This window comes from Meridianimarinicoccus marinus (assembly GCF_040689105.1).
In the GTDB taxonomy this organism is placed as follows: domain Bacteria; phylum Pseudomonadota; class Alphaproteobacteria; order Rhodobacterales; family Rhodobacteraceae; genus Meridianimarinicoccus; species Meridianimarinicoccus marinus.
In genome coordinates this window covers 13,606-28,232 of record NZ_JBFBVU010000020.1, presented here as the reverse complement: position 1 = coordinate 28,232, position 14,627 = coordinate 13,606, and the positions used below count along the sequence as shown (strand labels likewise).

The 14,627-nt window shown below is 65.4% G+C and carries 14 protein-coding genes; 4 read left to right on the top strand and 10 right to left on the bottom strand.

Going from position 1 to position 14,627, the window contains the following annotated elements; all coding sequences use genetic code 11:
• Positions 1–49 precede the first annotated feature (49 nt).
• Genes AB0T83_RS14440 through hslO form a run of 3 tightly spaced genes read right to left on the bottom strand, consistent with a single transcriptional unit; the run spans position 50 to position 2,812 of the window.
• On the bottom strand, positions 50–1,210 hold the full coding sequence (locus AB0T83_RS14440; RefSeq protein ID WP_366193893.1) for a CCA tRNA nucleotidyltransferase: 1,161 nt from the start codon (positions 1,208–1,210) through the stop codon (positions 50–52).
• Positions 1,207–1,815 carry a CoA pyrophosphatase gene (locus tag AB0T83_RS14435; RefSeq protein ID WP_366193891.1) on the bottom strand — a complete coding sequence of 203 codons (609 nt, stop codon included), beginning with the start codon at positions 1,813–1,815 and terminating at the stop codon, positions 1,207–1,209. Before AB0T83_RS14435 ends, AB0T83_RS14440 begins: the two co-directional genes overlap by 4 nt.
• The gene (gene hslO / locus AB0T83_RS14430; protein WP_366193889.1) at positions 1,802–2,812 is read right to left on the bottom strand and encodes an Hsp33 family molecular chaperone HslO; all 1,011 of its coding nucleotides are present in this window, start codon (positions 2,810–2,812) and stop codon (positions 1,802–1,804) included. Before hslO ends, AB0T83_RS14435 begins: the two co-directional genes overlap by 14 nt.
• Positions 2,813–2,881: 69 nt before the next feature.
• Between hslO and AB0T83_RS14425 the strand changes: the two genes are divergently transcribed.
• Positions 2,882–3,328 carry an NUDIX domain-containing protein gene (locus tag AB0T83_RS14425; RefSeq protein WP_366193888.1) on the top strand — a complete coding sequence of 149 codons (447 nt, stop codon included), beginning with the start codon at positions 2,882–2,884 and terminating at the stop codon, positions 3,326–3,328.
• Here AB0T83_RS14425 and AB0T83_RS14420 read toward each other — a convergent pair.
• Entirely contained in the window at positions 3,325–4,605 is a 1,281-nt protein-coding gene (locus tag AB0T83_RS14420; RefSeq protein ID WP_366193886.1) for a PP2C family protein-serine/threonine phosphatase, read from the bottom strand. The genes AB0T83_RS14425 and AB0T83_RS14420 overlap by 4 nt on opposite strands.
• Positions 4,606–4,744: 139 nt before the next feature.
• On the opposite strand from AB0T83_RS14420, the gene AB0T83_RS14415 reads away from it, so the two are divergent.
• Entirely contained in the window at positions 4,745–5,065 is a 321-nt protein-coding gene (locus AB0T83_RS14415) for an Hpt domain-containing protein (RefSeq protein ID WP_366193885.1), read from the top strand.
• Positions 5,066–5,068: 3 nt separating this feature from the next.
• Here the strand turns inward: AB0T83_RS14415 and ilvA are convergent, their stop codons facing one another.
• Together ilvA and AB0T83_RS14405 are read right to left on the bottom strand one after the other, a co-directional pair.
• Positions 5,069–6,316, bottom strand: coding sequence for a threonine ammonia-lyase IlvA (gene ilvA / locus AB0T83_RS14410; RefSeq protein ID WP_366193883.1), 1,248 nt, complete (start codon positions 6,314–6,316; stop codon positions 5,069–5,071).
• Between the two features lie 70 nt (positions 6,317–6,386).
• Positions 6,387–7,754 carry an arylsulfotransferase family protein gene (locus AB0T83_RS14405; protein WP_366193882.1) on the bottom strand — a complete coding sequence of 456 codons (1,368 nt, stop codon included), beginning with the start codon at positions 7,752–7,754 and terminating at the stop codon, positions 6,387–6,389.
• Between the two features lie 239 nt (positions 7,755–7,993).
• Between AB0T83_RS14405 and AB0T83_RS14400 the strand changes: the two genes are divergently transcribed.
• Positions 7,994–9,160, top strand: coding sequence for an extracellular solute-binding protein (locus tag AB0T83_RS14400; protein ID WP_366193880.1), 1,167 nt, complete (start codon positions 7,994–7,996; stop codon positions 9,158–9,160).
• A gap of 88 nt (positions 9,161–9,248) precedes the next feature.
• Here AB0T83_RS14400 and AB0T83_RS14395 read toward each other — a convergent pair whose 3' ends face one another.
• From AB0T83_RS14395 to AB0T83_RS14380, 4 genes are read right to left on the bottom strand one after another with little or no spacing between them, the layout of a single operon-like run.
• The gene (locus AB0T83_RS14395) at positions 9,249–10,223 is read right to left on the bottom strand and encodes an amidohydrolase family protein (protein WP_366193878.1); all 975 of its coding nucleotides are present in this window, start codon (positions 10,221–10,223) and stop codon (positions 9,249–9,251) included.
• Positions 10,224–10,234: 11 nt separating this feature from the next.
• Positions 10,235–10,963 carry an SDR family NAD(P)-dependent oxidoreductase gene (locus AB0T83_RS14390; protein WP_366193876.1) on the bottom strand — a complete coding sequence of 243 codons (729 nt, stop codon included), beginning with the start codon at positions 10,961–10,963 and terminating at the stop codon, positions 10,235–10,237.
• An 8-nt stretch (positions 10,964–10,971) separates the two neighbouring features.
• On the bottom strand, positions 10,972–12,027 hold the full coding sequence (locus tag AB0T83_RS14385; RefSeq protein ID WP_366193874.1) for a Gfo/Idh/MocA family protein: 1,056 nt from the start codon (positions 12,025–12,027) through the stop codon (positions 10,972–10,974).
• A 46-nt stretch (positions 12,028–12,073) separates the two neighbouring features.
• Positions 12,074–13,093 (bottom strand): LacI family DNA-binding transcriptional regulator, encoded by a 1,020-nt coding sequence (locus tag AB0T83_RS14380; RefSeq protein ID WP_366193872.1) that lies wholly within the window; start codon positions 13,091–13,093, stop codon positions 12,074–12,076.
• A gap of 199 nt (positions 13,094–13,292) precedes the next feature.
• Here AB0T83_RS14380 and AB0T83_RS14375 point away from each other — a divergent pair, with 199 nt between their 5' ends.
• Positions 13,293–14,609 carry an ABC transporter substrate-binding protein gene (locus tag AB0T83_RS14375; protein WP_366193870.1) on the top strand — a complete coding sequence of 439 codons (1,317 nt, stop codon included), beginning with the start codon at positions 13,293–13,295 and terminating at the stop codon, positions 14,607–14,609.
• Positions 14,610–14,627 lie beyond the last annotated feature (18 nt).

Below are 14,627 nucleotides of genomic sequence, written 5' to 3'. Positions count from 1 at the left end.
GGAAACCGGGGGCTGCGGGGGCATTGGCCGGAGACGTGCGAAAGGCCGCTCAGCCCGCCTCGGGCAATTGCAGCAGAGCGGATTTGTCCAGGGAGAATCCCGATGCAATCCAACGTGCCTCAAGCGCGGCCAGGGCCTCGCCCAGGGCCTTGCCCTGAAGCCGGGGCATCAGGTCGGCAGCGCTGATCGGGAAGCGGGCCGCAGCGCCCTGTGCCAGATCGGCCTCCAGCGTTGCGGGCAGGGGTTGTTCCAGGCTGGCGGCCAGCAGCAGGGCGATGTTGCGCGCGGCGTCGGGGCCATGACGATAGGCCAGTTCGGCCACCGGACGCGGATCGGCCAGCCTCTGTTGCAACAGGTCCAACCGGCGGACCTGAGTCCGGCTGAGCCGCAACCGGGCCGCCACATCCTGGCCCCCCAGCACCGCAAGGCGGCGCAGTGGATCGGCGGGCAAATCACCTTCCAGGTGGATCAGCACCGGCAGCGCGCGGGCCGTCGCGCCGGGCAGCACGCGGGACAGGATCCCCGCCTGTTCCATCGCCGCCACGGCGGGGCCGGGGTCGGGGGCAGCGAGAAGTTTCAGCATCTCCTGCCCCACCCGTTCCGCCGCCAGCCGGTCCAGCCCTTCGGCCCCGGCGGCGCAGGCGGCCAGAGCCTCGGCATCCATGCCACCCATTGGGTCGGCGTACCACGCATGAAACCGGAAGAACCGCAGGATACGCAGGTAGTCCTCGGCAATGCGCTGATCGGCGTCGCCGATGAAGCGCAGGCGTCTGACGCGCAGGTCGTCCAGCCCGCCCACGGGATCGATCACCTGACCATCAGGCGTGGCGTAGAGCGCGTTCATGGTGAAATCGCGCCGCGCCGCATCGTCTTCCAGCCGGTCCGAGAACCGCACCACCGCGTGACGGCCATCGGTTTCGATGTCATGGCGAAAGGTGGTGACCTCGAAGCCCTGCCCCGCGACGACCAGCGTGATGGTGCCGTGATCCTTGCCGGTCGGTACCGATTTCAACCCGGCGGCGGCAGCAGCAGCCTCGGTCTGTTCGGGTCGTGCATCGGTGGCCAGATCCAGATCACTGACCGGGCGGCCCAGCAGCGTATTGCGCACGCAGCCGCCGACAAAAAAGATCCTGTGTCCGGCCCCGGTCAGGGCCGCACAAACCGCGCGTGCCGCCGGGTCCACCAGCCAGTCCGCGTCAATCCGGGTCACGCGACCTGTGCCAGCCGATCCGCCAGCCCCCGCAGAATGCGCGCGGTGGCGCCCCAGACGTAATACGGCCCGTAGGGCACCGTGTAATAGTGACGGCGCGCGCCGCGCCAGCGGCGGCCCTCGACCCGGTAACGGGCAGGATCGGCCAGATGGTGCAGCGGCACGGTGAAGACTTCTTCCACCTCGCCCGGCTCGGGCCGGGGCGCGAAGGGCCGGGTGATCTGCGCTAGCACGGGTGTTATCCGGAAACTGGTGACGGTTTCGTGGCAGGGCAGACGGCCCAGGATGGACACATGGGAAGCGGGCAGGCCGATCTCTTCGCGCGCCTCGCGCAGGGCCGCAGCCTCGATCCCGCTGTCGGTGGCATCGACCTTGCCGCCGGGAAAGGCGATCTGGCCGGGATGATGCGCCAGATGCGAGGCCCGCTTGGTCAGATAGATCTGCGGCCCGGCGGCGGTGTCCAAAACGGCCACCAGCACCGCCGCATCGCGCAGCTTGCGGCCCGGCGGCAGCACCGTGTCCGGGTTCAGGTCGAAATCCGACGAGGCCCCGGTCTGCAGGGTCAGCGCCGCCCGAAGGCGGCGCCCGGTGTCACTGGCCGGCATGGCTGTCGCCATCCGGCGCGGCGGTGGCTTCGAATCCCACGGTCGCGGGGTCGAAGACGTAGTGCGCGCCGCAGAACTGGCAATCGGCGGTGACCGTGCCCTCCGGCGTGGTCATATGGCCGATGTCCTTGGCCGAATAGATCGACAGGCTTTGCCGCACCCGGTCGGCGCTGCAGGTACAGCCGAAGGCCACGGACTGGGCGTCGAAGACACGCGGCTGTTCCTCGTGGAAAAGGCGCACCAACAGTTCGGTGGGCTGCACCGACGGGCCGATCAGTTCCAGATCGTCCACCGTGTCCAGCAGCAGGTTGGCGCGCGACCAGTTCTCGCCGGCGTCGCCGTCCAGAAGATCCTCGGCCTGCATCAGCCCGGCATCGCCCGAGCCGCCTTCGCCCGGTGCCGGGGCCGCGCCCTTGGGCATCATCTGCAGCATCACGCCGCCCGCCCGCCAATGCGGCGTGCCGCCGGCTTCGGTCGATTCGCCGAAGGTCAGGGCAAAGCGGGTCGGCAATTGCTCGGACTGGGCGAAATAGGTCTCGGCGCAGCCCTTCAGCGAGGTGCCGGCAAGCGGCGTGATCCCCTGATAGGGCGTGGTGCCCTTGCCCTGATCGATCAGGATCGCGAAATAGCCCTTGCCGACCTGCGCGAAGGCGGTGTCATCGGTCAGCTTGTCGGCGTCATAGCTGGCATAGGCGCGGATCCGCGCCGGGGCGCCGTCCTCGGTCGGGGCGTAGTAATCGGTGGCGATCAGCCGCGCCGCGCCATTGCTGCGCACCTGCAGCGACAGCTTCCAGCGCAGCTTGATGGTCTGGCCGATCAGCGCGGTCAGCAGGGCCATCTCGGCCACAAGGGCCTCGATCTGCGGCGGGTAATCGTGCTGGGACAGGATGCCATCCAGCACCCCGTCAAGGCGCGCGACGCGGCCCCGCACATCGGTGCGGTCAAGTTGAAATGGCAGGACGGTATCGTCCCAGGCTATCTTCGATCCAATGGTCATGGGGTTTCCTTCGCCCGTTGAGGGGGGCATACCGCGTCCATATAAGCACGACAACCGAAGGTCCAAGGGATGCGCAGATACGGAGACCCGGTGGATGGCGCCCGCCGCCATGTGGCGCGGCCCGGCGTCTATGCCATTCTGGCGCGTGGCGACCAGGTTTTATTGACCCATCAGATGGCGCCGGTGCCCGAGTTCCAGCTTCCCGGCGGCGGCATCGACCCCGGTGAACAGCCCCTGTGCGCCCTGTATCGGGAAGTGTTCGAAGAAACCGGCTGGCACATCGGGCGGGCCAGGCGGTTTGATGCGCACCGGCGGTTCACCTTCATGCCCGAATACGACATCTGGGCCGAAAAGATCTGCCTGATCTACGTGGCCCGCCCGGCCCGTGCGGTGGCGCCGCCGCCCGAGGCCGGTCACAGCGCCGTCTGGCTGCCCATGGACATCGCTGCCGAACGGGTCGGCAGCCCCGGCGACCGCGCTGCCCTGCGCCGCTATGGTCGCAGGATCGGGCTTTAGCGTCCCGGTTCTGCTCCGCGAAATTCGAACATTGCCACCGACACGTCATCGGGAAACTCCGACACGCCCGAGAAGCTTTCCAGATCGGTCACCAACCCGTCCAGCAGTGCCGGTCCGGCCAGCGCCTTGCGTGCGGCCAGCATGTCCTGAAAGCCCGCGTCCTCCAACTGCCCGCCACTGCGGCCGGGGCATTCCGTGATCCCGTCCGAGGCCAGTAGCAGCCGGTCGCCGGGGCAAAGCTTGAGCCGCACCGGGGCATAGTCGGCCTCTTCGATCAGGCCGACCGGCAGACCGCCCTGGCCGTGCAGTTCCACCGCGCCGTCCACACGCTGCACCACCGGGTGCGGGTGGCCGGCCTGGCAGAAATCCACCATCCCGCTGTCGAGATCGACAATGGCATAGGCGATGGTGAAATAGAGATCCGTCGAGATCACCGTGGACATCAATTCGTTGAACCGCCGCACGACTTCATCCGGGGGAAGCACGCGGTAGAAATCCCCGGCGGTGTGCGACAGGGCGATGTTCTGGCGCGGGCTGGCGGTGTTCAGATGGCCGGCCAGCCGCGCGGTCATCAGGGCGGAGCTGATGCCATGCCCCGACACATCGATGGAATACAGTCCCACCTGGCTGGCGCTGGCGCGGAAGAACCCCACCAGATCGCCGCCCACATGGCCGCTGGAGCGCAGCAGCAACGACACCTGCCCGGTGCCGAAATCGCGAAACCGTTCGCGCACCAGCGCTTCCTGCAGTTTCTGGGCTTCCAGCAGATCTTCCTCGATCTTGCCATAAAGGCCCTGCAGCTCGGACAGGGTCTGACCGATCAGGCGATTCTTCTCGGACAATTCGTGCTGCATGGCGATGACCCGCATCCCGGCCTTCAGCCGCGCGCGCAATTCGTCGCCGTTTACCGGTTTGGTCAGGAAATCGTCGGCCCCGCGATCCAGTCCGTGGGCGATATCCGCCCGTTCGCTTTTCGAGGTCAGCAGGATAAAATAGGCGTAGCTCAGGTCCGGGTCGGATTTGACCCGGTGGCACAGTTCCGGCCCACACATGCCGGGCATCACCCAGTCGCTGAGGATCAGGCGGATTTCCTGGCTGCGGCAGACCTCAAGCGCGCGTTCGGCGCAATCGGCCTCAAGCACATCGAAGCCGAACCGCCGCAATTGCGCCGCCATCAGCATCCGTTGCGCCGGGCTGTCGTCCACGATCAGGATCCGCGGCCGCGCCCCGGCATCCGTACCTGCGCCCAGAAAGGGCGTTGTTTCATGTCTGGTCATCGGAACCCCCGAATGATCCTCCAGTGACAGCGCAGTGTTAACAAAATGTGAAACCGACAATTCTACGGGATTTATCAGTGGGTTGTTAAGGCGGCGGCGCTAGGCTCTAGGCCGGGTAAATGGTGTGGGAGTATGGCGCATGGATTGGGCGCGACTGGATGAGTTACGCGACGAAGTCGGCGCGGAGGCGCTGGACGAGATCGTCGAGATGTTCATGGCCGAAATCGAGGATCTGGCCACAAAGCTGCGCACGCAGCCGGATATGGCCACGCTGGGCGCAGATCTTCATTTCCTGCGCGGCGCTGCGCTGAACCTCGGGTTCACCCCGCTGGCCGAGGCTTGTCAGACGGGCGAATTGCTGGCCCGGCAGGGAAAAGCCGATCAGGTTGATCTGGTGGGCATCCTGGCCCGCCATGACCAATGCCTGCAGGCCCTGGCCGACCACCAGTCAGCGGCCTGAGGCCTAGATCAGGAATTCGGCTAGCGTCGTGTTGCGGGTGATGTCCTGATAGACGAAGCCATGCGCGTCGAGCCGGGCAAACAGATCGTCGAAATTGCCCGCGTCGGGGGTTTCGATGCCAATCAGGACCGACCCGAAGTTGCGCGCCGATTTCTTCAGGTATTCGAACCGGGCAATATCATCGTCCGGCCCCAGCAGGTTCAGGAAGTCTTTCAGCGCGCCGGGCCGCTGCGGCAGGCGCAGGATGAAATACTTCTTGATGCCCGAGAATTTCAGGGCCCGTTCCTTTACCTCCGGCAGACGTTCGAAATCGAAATTGCCACCCGAGGTGACGCAGACCACGGTCTTGCCGCGGATCTCGCTCGCGATGTCGGCCAGGCTGTCCACCGCCAAGGCGCCCGCCGGTTCCAGCACGACGCCTTCGACGTTCAGCATCTCGACCAGCGTGGTGCAGATGCGATCCTCGGGCGCGGTCAGCACATTTTCCGGCGGTATCGATTTCAACACCTCGAAGGTCAGCGCGCCGATCTGGGCCACCGCCGCGCCATCGACGAAATTGTCCACCTTGGCCAGCTTCACCGGCGCCCCGGCGGCCAATGCCGCGCTCAGGCTGGCCCCGCCCTGCGGCTCCACCAGACGCAGATCCACCGCCGGCGCCACCTCGGACAAATACCGCCGTGCGCCCGAGGCCAGGCCGCCGCCGCCCACCGGCAACACCATCAGATCGGGCGATTTCCCCAACTGGTCCAGGATCTCGACCGAGACCGAGGCCTGCCCCTCGATCACATCGGCATCGTCGAACGGTGCCAGGAAATGACCGCCGATCTCGCGGCAATAGGCCTTCGCCGAGGCCAGCGTGTCGTCGAAATAGTCGCCCGTCAGCCGCACCTTGATGGCGTCGCCGCCGAAGGCGCGGGTTTTCTGGATCTTCTGTTGCGGGGTTGTCACCGGCATGAAGATCGTACCCTGCACGCCGAAATGCTTGCAGGTGAAGGCCACGCCCTGCGCATGGTTGCCGGCGCTGGCGCAAACGAACTGATCCTGCTCAGGCGTCGCGGCACGTACCTTGCGCATGGCATTGAACGCGCCGCGGATCTTGTAGGAGCGTACCGGCGACAGGTCTTCGCGCTTCAGCCAGATATCCGCATCGTAGCGGTCCGACAGAAAGTCGTTGCGCAACAGAGGCGTGGGTGGAAACAGGGCCCGCATGCGGGCGGTGGCGGCCAGGGCGGCATCGGCGAAAGAGGTCATGGGCGCATCTGCCGCCAAGCACGCGGGCTTGGCAAGGGAATTGTCCCGCACCGGTGCAATGCGCGCCCGGTCACGCCCGACAGGACAGGGTGTTCAGCTTCTCAACCAGCGCGGCGCCGGTGTCGGGTTCCAGAAAACGGCTCCACCCCAGACGGGCCTGATAGCCGTCTTCGCCGCGGTTGATGTATTCCCACAGCAGGCTCTGGTCCGCGTCCAGGGCAAACAGGCGCCCGGCGTTCTGTTCCTCGATCATGATCTCGCCCGAGGCCCGGATATGCTGCAGCCCCTCGGTCGCGCTGCGCAACTCCATCTCCGCCAGCGTGTCGTCCCACGGCGAGGTGACCTTCCGGGTCTCGAAGTCATAGACCAGCACCTTGGAATGATCGGGAATCCACGGGATCGGATGCGCCAGGTAGGTGTTGTTGTTGAACACCGCGATCCGGTGATCGTCCAGCACATCGACGTCATGCTGGTGGCTCCAGGGGCCGGATTTGGACCAGACGATGCGATCCTCGGACGGGCGGTACAGCGCGATCATCGACGGGTTGCGCAGGCTCAGGAACAGGTCGCCCTTCTTCCAGTAGGCGCCATCGGCCTTCACGGGCTGAATGTCGTTGAGGTGGATGGGGTTGGCCAGATACTCGTCCCGGCCGAAAACGAACTGGTGCAGGCCCTGCTTGAGCAGAATGTCGGCCACCGAGCGCACCATCAGAACCTCCCCCTCGGGGCTGACGTGGGTGATGGCATCGTCCAGGAACTCCTCCTTGTTGACACGGTCGATTGTCGGCGGATCCAGCACCGACGCCACCCAGAGCGAGCCGTCGGTGTCCACTTCGGTGGAATGGTGGAACAGGTAGTCGTCGTTGATCCAGACGATGCGGTTGCAGGCATCGACACGGGACAGCGGTGTGCGCGACTTGATGACGATATCCCCGTTGGGCAGGATCGCCGGATGGCGCGGCAGGAAACGGCTCTGGTTCTTGTCGCGGGCCAGATCGACGCCGCCGCTTTCGAAATCCGTGGCCTGCCGGTTGATCTCGTCGATGGGGGGCAGCCAGGCGTGGCGCTGTTCCTGGGCGTTCAGGTCCCACAGTTCGATGACGCTGCGCCCCCGGTCCGGATCGTAGCGGCTGAACAGCAGGTACCCGGCCTGGGGACGGTTGCCCGGCGCGTAGGTGAAGGCGAACCCGGTCCGGCCATCGAATCGCTGGTTCGAGATTTTCAGATAGCGTTCGGCCGAACTCAGACGGTTGAGAAACTTCGGAATGTTGGAAACGGCGAAGATCGCATCGCCCACGGCCCCGGCCTTGCGTCCGCCCTGTGCCGTATGCACCGCGATGTTGGAAAAGGCGATCATGGCGATCAGCCCGAACACGACCAGCAGCCCAACGGCCCAAACAGGCACGCTGCGCGTTACGAATCGTTCAAAGCGGCTCATGCGGACCCCCGAAGGAGACGGAAGAATTTGCTGTTGCGGCATTGTCCTGTGACATGTCACTTTAGATTAACGCAACGATTGCCATTCGCATAGAATTCCATGAATGCCACACACCCGTCAGCAAAATTGCGCCGAATTCTTCTTGGGTCGGAAACACGTCCAGACGCGGGTCGGCACGACCCCGTCGCTGGGCGGAAGTTACTCGTGGCCCGGCAAGGGGCGCTTTCGGAGACGTCGACATGAACGCCAAATTCACCGGTCTGACCTGGGATCACCCCCGCGGCTATGAAGCCCTGGCCGAGGCTGCGCGGAAGGTGAACGCGGAGCATCCCGGCGCGCCCCTGCTGCATTGGAACAAGCAGCCGCTGGAAGGGTTCGAAAGCGCGCCGATCGCGCAACTGGCCTCCGAGAATGACCTTGTGGTGATGGATCACCCCCATATCGGCGAGGCCGTGGCCGAAGATTGCCTTGTGCCCATCGAAGATCTGTTCCCCGAAACAACCATCGCCGCCTGGGGCCGCCAAAGCATCGGCCCCTCGATGCGGTCCTACCTGTGGCAGGGCAAGCATTGGGCGCTGCCGCTGGATGTGGCGATGCAGACGATGATGCGGCGCGCCGATATGGTCGCCACCCCGCCCGATAGTTGGGAAGCGGTGCTGGACATGGCGCACAAGGTGCCGGTGGCGCAATCGCTGGCCGGGCCGCATGCCATCCTGACCCTGATGTCGATCTGTGGCGGCGCGGGGGTTGCGCCGCGCGGGGACGAGATCTGGCCGGAGGCGCCGGCGCTGCGCGGGCTGGAAATCATGCACCGACTTTATCGCCTGCGCCCGCCGGGCAGCGAAACGCTCAACCCGATCCAGATGTCCGAAGTCATGGCACGCGGGGACGAGATTGCGCTGGTGCCGCTGATCTTCAACTACATCACCTATGCCCGCGCCGGCGATGGCCGATACCCGCTGGCCTTTTCCGACAGTTTGCGGACGGCCTCCGGGCTGGGCGGCATGATCGGCGGCACCGGCATCGCCTTTACCAAACGCTGCCAGCCCGATCCCGAGCTTCTGGCGCATGTGCGCTGGCTGATGGATCCGCCCACCCAGACCCGGTTCCTGCCCGCGCACGGCGGCCAGCCTTCCGCCCGCGTGGCATGGCAGGATGACGCGGTGAACCGCGACTGGGGGAAATTCTACCGCGATACCGCCGCCACCGCCGAACACGCACTGCTGCGGCCAAGGTTCGACGGCTATGTGGACTTCCAGACACGCGGCGGCGCGCGGGTCCGTCAGGCATTGGAAACCGGCGAGGCGGAACACCAGACCCTCGCCGCCCTGCGCAGCCTGTGGCAAGAAATCCGATCCCGGTCGCGCGGCGATCTGGATGACACGCGGCCGCAGGCAAACGGGTGATGAGCCGCCGTGCGCGCGCCTGTTCCGGAGTCCCGCTGCCTATCGCTTGACCATTCGGCGGCACCTGGCGGCGCGCCCGGCGGTGGCTTCATGTGTCGGACTCTTGCACCGGTTCAGCCAGCGCCAGCCGATAGATCCGGCGCGCGGTTGCGCAGAAGATATCCTCCAACTCCGCCCGAGTACGCCCGCCCAGCACCCGCGCCAGACTGGCAAATTGCTGGTCCACCGGGCAGTTGACCCCTTCCACCGGCATGTTCGAGCCATAGAGCACCCGCGCGGACCCGAGACTGGTCAGCAGGTGATCAACGAACGGACGCAGAACCTGCGGGTCCCACGCCTTGTCCACGGTCCACAAGCCGGACAGCTTGACGGACACATTGGGACAGTCCGTCAGCCCGGCGATGCCTGCCGCCCAGGCGTCGGTATTGCCCGGCTGCGACGGCTCCAGTGTCGCGAAATGGTTGACGACGATCTGCAAGCGCGGATGGGCGGCGGCGAACTCCGTCAGTTCGGCCAGCTGTTCGGGCGCAACGACCATCTCAAGGCACAGGTCGTGCTCGGCCATATGCGCCGCCGCATCGCGAAACCCGGCATCCAACAGCACATGGGGGCGGTCGGCCACGCGCCAGCGCCCGGCCTTGTCCCATGCCACCGGCGTCCGCAACCCGCGCAGGGCAGCAAACGCCCGGTGCCGGTCGACGGACTGCCGCGCGTCGGGGGCGGACAGATCGATCTGTCCGACAATGGCCGTGGGCCAACCGGTGCGATCCGTCAGGTCTTGCAGCCAGCGGGTTTCCTCGACGGGATCCGCGCCGCAATTGGCCTGCACATGCACGCTGCCCGCCAGCGGCAGACCGGCGAAATCGGCAAGGTATTGCGGGGGCAGGTAGTCGCCCGCGATGCCCGCCTTGTCCCCGAACCGTGCCGCAGGCGCCGAGGCATCCAGCCAGCGATAGGGAAAGCGCCCGATCTGCCAAAAGTGGTGATGCCCGTCGATCAGCGCGATGCCGCGCAAGAGGTCCGAGACCCCTTGCGCAATGCTTGCTGCTTCAGCCCCAGTCACGGAGGTGCCGCTCAATAGGTGGCTCGCCCGCCGGACAGGTCGAACACCGCGCCGGTGGTAAAGCTGTTCTCTGGCGAGCACAGCCAGACGATCATTGCGGCCGCCTCGTTCAGTTCCAGGAACCGGCCACGCGGGATTTTCGACAGCATGTAGTCGATGTGTTCCTGCTTCATCTGGTCGAAGATGCGCGTGCGCGCCGCCGCCGGGGTGACACAGTTGACCGCGATGTCCAGATTGGCAAGCTCCTTGCCCAGCGATTTGGTCAGTCCGATGACCCCGGCTTTCGACGCGGAATAGGCCGAGGCATTGGGGTTGCCCTCTTTCCCGGCGACCGAGGCGATGTTGACGATTCGGCCATAGCCTTCGGCCACCATGGCCGGCACCACGGCGCGATTGACGTGGAACGCGCCGACAAGGTTGATCTCGCAGATCTTGCGGAACTCCTCGACCGGATAGTCGGCCAGGGGCGCGTTGGACCCGGCCACCCCGGCCGAATTCACCAGGATGGCAATCGGGCCGCCCTGCGCCTGCGTGGCCGCCATGGCCTGCTGGACGCTGTCCCAGTCCGAGATATCGACGGCACAGGCAAAGGCGCCGCCGCCGATTTCCTGCGCGGTCTTTTCCGCCAGGTCGGCGTCATTGTCCCAGATGGCGATGCGCGCGCCCGTGGCGGCAAGTTTCTCGGCGACGGCGCGGCCAATGCCCTGCGCGCCGCCGGTTACGATGGCAATCTGTTGCATGTCTGATGTTACTCCGTAGGGGCCGCCGGGGCGGTGTTGATGGATTGTCGGGAACCGCCGGAATGGGCCGATCCCAGAAGGGCGTGCAGAACTTCGACCGCGCGGGCGCCGACATCGCCGGGGCTTTCGTTTCGCCCTTTGCCCAAGGCGATATCGGCCAGCCGGTTGGCAGGGCCTTCGCAGCTGTAGGTCCAGGCACCGGGCGGTACCGCCGCAGTTTCGGTGACCCCGTCGGGCAGTTTCAGGGTCAGCCGCTGGGTTTCGATGTCCAGCAGGACCGAGCCTGTGCTGCCGTAGATCCGCAGATCAACCTCGAATCCATGGCCCTGGGGCACCCCGCAACTGCCCGAAAACACCCCGGTTGCACCGTTGGCAAAGCGCACGGTTGCCGCGTCGTGCAGATCGATGGTGGTCGGCGCATCATAGGTGATGGCCTGGATCTCGGCAGCGCGCAGATCGGTCAGCCAGAACAGGATGCCCAGCGCGTGCGACAGCTGACCATAGGCATAGCCGCCGCCCTGATCGGGGGACTCCCAGGTCGACCGGTCCGGCTGGATCGCCACATGCTGCCAGCGGCCCAGCGCCCCGCCCGAGAAGATCGACCGCGTGAACGACGCCATGTGACAGACCACATGTTCGATCTCGCCGATCTTGCCGACCATCTCGCGCATCTGGTCCAGGCCGGGTTTGTAGTTCCAGCCATAGGCGACCAGCAGTTCGCGGTCGGCGCGGCGCGCGGTTTCGACCAGATCCCAGGCCTCGGCGGGATCCAGACACATGGGCTTTTCGACAAGGACATGACAGCCCTTTTCCAGAAACGCCTTGGCCTGCGCGTAGTGCAGGTTGTGCGGCGAGGCGATCACGGCAATGTCGATGTCGCGGTCCAGAATCTCGCGCCAGTCTTCGGTGGCAAAAGCAAACCCGAATTCGTCTCGGATCAGGTCCAGTTCTTCCCGGCCCAGGCGGCAGACGCTGTCGAGGACCACCTCGGGCCGGGCGGCCAGAACCGGGATATGCATGCGATAGGCGAAATGCCCGGCGCCGATGATGGCAGCCTTCACCATGAGCGGCCTCCTGCGGACCGGAAACCCTGGGCCTGGTTCGAATTCTTCATGTGCTGCTCCTGATCTGTAACTGAAAACCGACGTCCTTGACGGTGCGATCGACCGGGGCGCCCTGCAGCCGCTGCAACGTCTGCGCCGCAGCGGCCTCGCCGATCTCGCGGCCGCGAATCTGCACCGTCGTCATGGGCACCGGCAGCAGGGCGGACAGGCTGAGATCCCCGAACCCGGCAATCGCCACGTCCTCGGGCACCCGGACACCGTTCGACAGGCACCACAGCATGGCGCCCTGCGCGGGAAGTTCCGCAAGGAAGAACACCGCGTCCGGCTTGCGGTCGCGGGCCAGCAGGCTGCGAATCAACGGGCCACCGCTTTCGATGGTGGCGGGGTTGTCGAATTCGACGATGGACTCAGGACCCACCTCGCGGCCCGCGGCCGTCATGGCATCAATGAATCCCTGCGTCCGGTCGGCCGCCTGGTCGTTGTTGACCGAACTGCCGCCCACCATCACGATGTCCCGGTAGCCCTTGTCGATAAGATAGCGGGTCATCTCCGCCGCCGCCGCGTGGTTGTTGAACCCCACGGCACTGTCGATCACGTTCTCGCGGGTATTCCATGCCTCGACCACTGGCCCGTCGTACCGGTCCAGCAGCCGCCGCGCGGCATCGGTATGGGAAAAACCTGTCAGGATGATCGCATCCGCCTGACGCGCGATGAAGGTGCGAATCGCCTCCTCCTCTTTCTCGGGCTGCCAGTTGCTGACCGCCAGCAGAACCCGCTGGCCCTGCGGCTCCAGAGCCTTGGACACGCCTTCCGCGAAATCGGCGAACAGCGAGCTTGCAAGGATCGGCACCACGACCCCGATCATGTCCGAGCGTTGCGAGACCAGAGAGCGCGCAGCAAGGTTGGGAATATAGCCCAATTCGTCGATGGTTTTCTGGATCTTGGCGCGGGTATCCGCGTGCACCGTCTCGGGCTGGCGCAGGGCGCGCGACACGGTGATCAGCGACAAACCAGACGCCTTGGACACGTCTTTCAACGTCACCTTCCTGCGAGTCTCTCCAGCCATCCGCGTTACCCCTTCACCCGTTCAGACACCCCTGAGGATGCTTCGGCCGCCCTTCCACCGAGGAAACGAAAACGGCCGTTTTTGTAATTGACACACGAATATCATTGCCATTAGGGTCCGTCAATATCGAATGATACTCGTATATCATCGAGATTCGGAGGCGACAGTCCTGTCGCTTCATCACCTGGGAGGATCTATCATGATCAATGCAATCAACCGTCGCCGCTTCCTTGGCACGACGGCCGTTGCCGGGGCCGTGACCCTTGCAACCGTCGGCGGCGCCTATGCGCAGTCGGGCGAACTTTCGGTCTGGAAATTCGGCGGCACGCCGAACGAGGTTGAACAGTGGGCCGGCCGGAACGACGCGTTTTCCGAAGCCAACCCCGACGTCGAGCTGAACTACTCCTACTTCAACGGCCAGATCCGTCGTCAGAAGATCCTTGCGGGCTTCCAGACCCGCCGCCTGGCGGATGTCATCGTGGCCTTCGGTCAGGACATTCCCGAATTCGTCGGCTTCGGCATGGTGCAGCCGCTGGACGACATCGCCGGTGACAAGATCGACGGCTGGAAAGAGCGCATTGTGCCCGAGGTGCTGGAATCCGGCATGGAAGACGGCAAGCTCTACGGCCTGCCGACCTATGTGGACATGGCAAGCTTCCTGGCCGTCAACCTGGACGCGCTGGAAGAAGCTGGTTTCGACCGCCCGCCCGCAACCTGGGACGAGTTGCGCGAATACGCCAAGGCGATGACCAAACCCGGACGCCCCGGTATTGCCTTCCCGGCAACCACCGCGCCCGTGGACATCAACATCTTCGAAGGCATCGCCTATGCCAACGGCGGCCGGATCTTCGACGATGAAACCGGCAAGGTCACCCTGAACGATCCCGGCATCGTGGATGCTCTGCAACTTTATGTCGACCTGATCGCCGATGGCTCGACCCCGGCGGCGACTTCGCTGACCGAGACCTTCTTCCGCGACACCGCGCAACTGTTCGGACAGGGCCGCTCGGCCATGTGGATCGGCCTGTCGTGGCTGAACACCCCCTGGGGCGTGAACGAAGATGTGCGCTGGACCGGCGTCCCCTTCCCCCGCCCGGATGAGGCCACCGGCTCCTTCCCGCCGGTGAACGCGATCATGGACCCGACCGCGATCCTGATGGTCTCCTCGCGCTCGGAAAACCCGGAGGCGGCCATTGAGTACCTCGATTTCTGGTCGCAGAACGAGCAGCTGGAAATCTGGGGCGGCCAGCCCGAGATCGCCCGCATCCCCGCCGGTGTCGCCGCCTGGGACAATGCCGAGCTTGAGGCCGTCTGGCCGAACTGGGTGAAAGCCTACAACGAAGGCACGCTCTTCGAAGGGGCCGCCCCGATGCCGCGGTTCATCGGCGTTTCCGCCATCGAATCGGCCCTTGGCACCGCCATCCAGGAAGCCGTGCTTGGCCAGAAGACGCCGCAAGAGGCGTTGGACGACGCGACCAAGGCCGCCCAGACCCAGATCGACCTGATCCGCGGATAATCTCTCGGCCGACAGAAG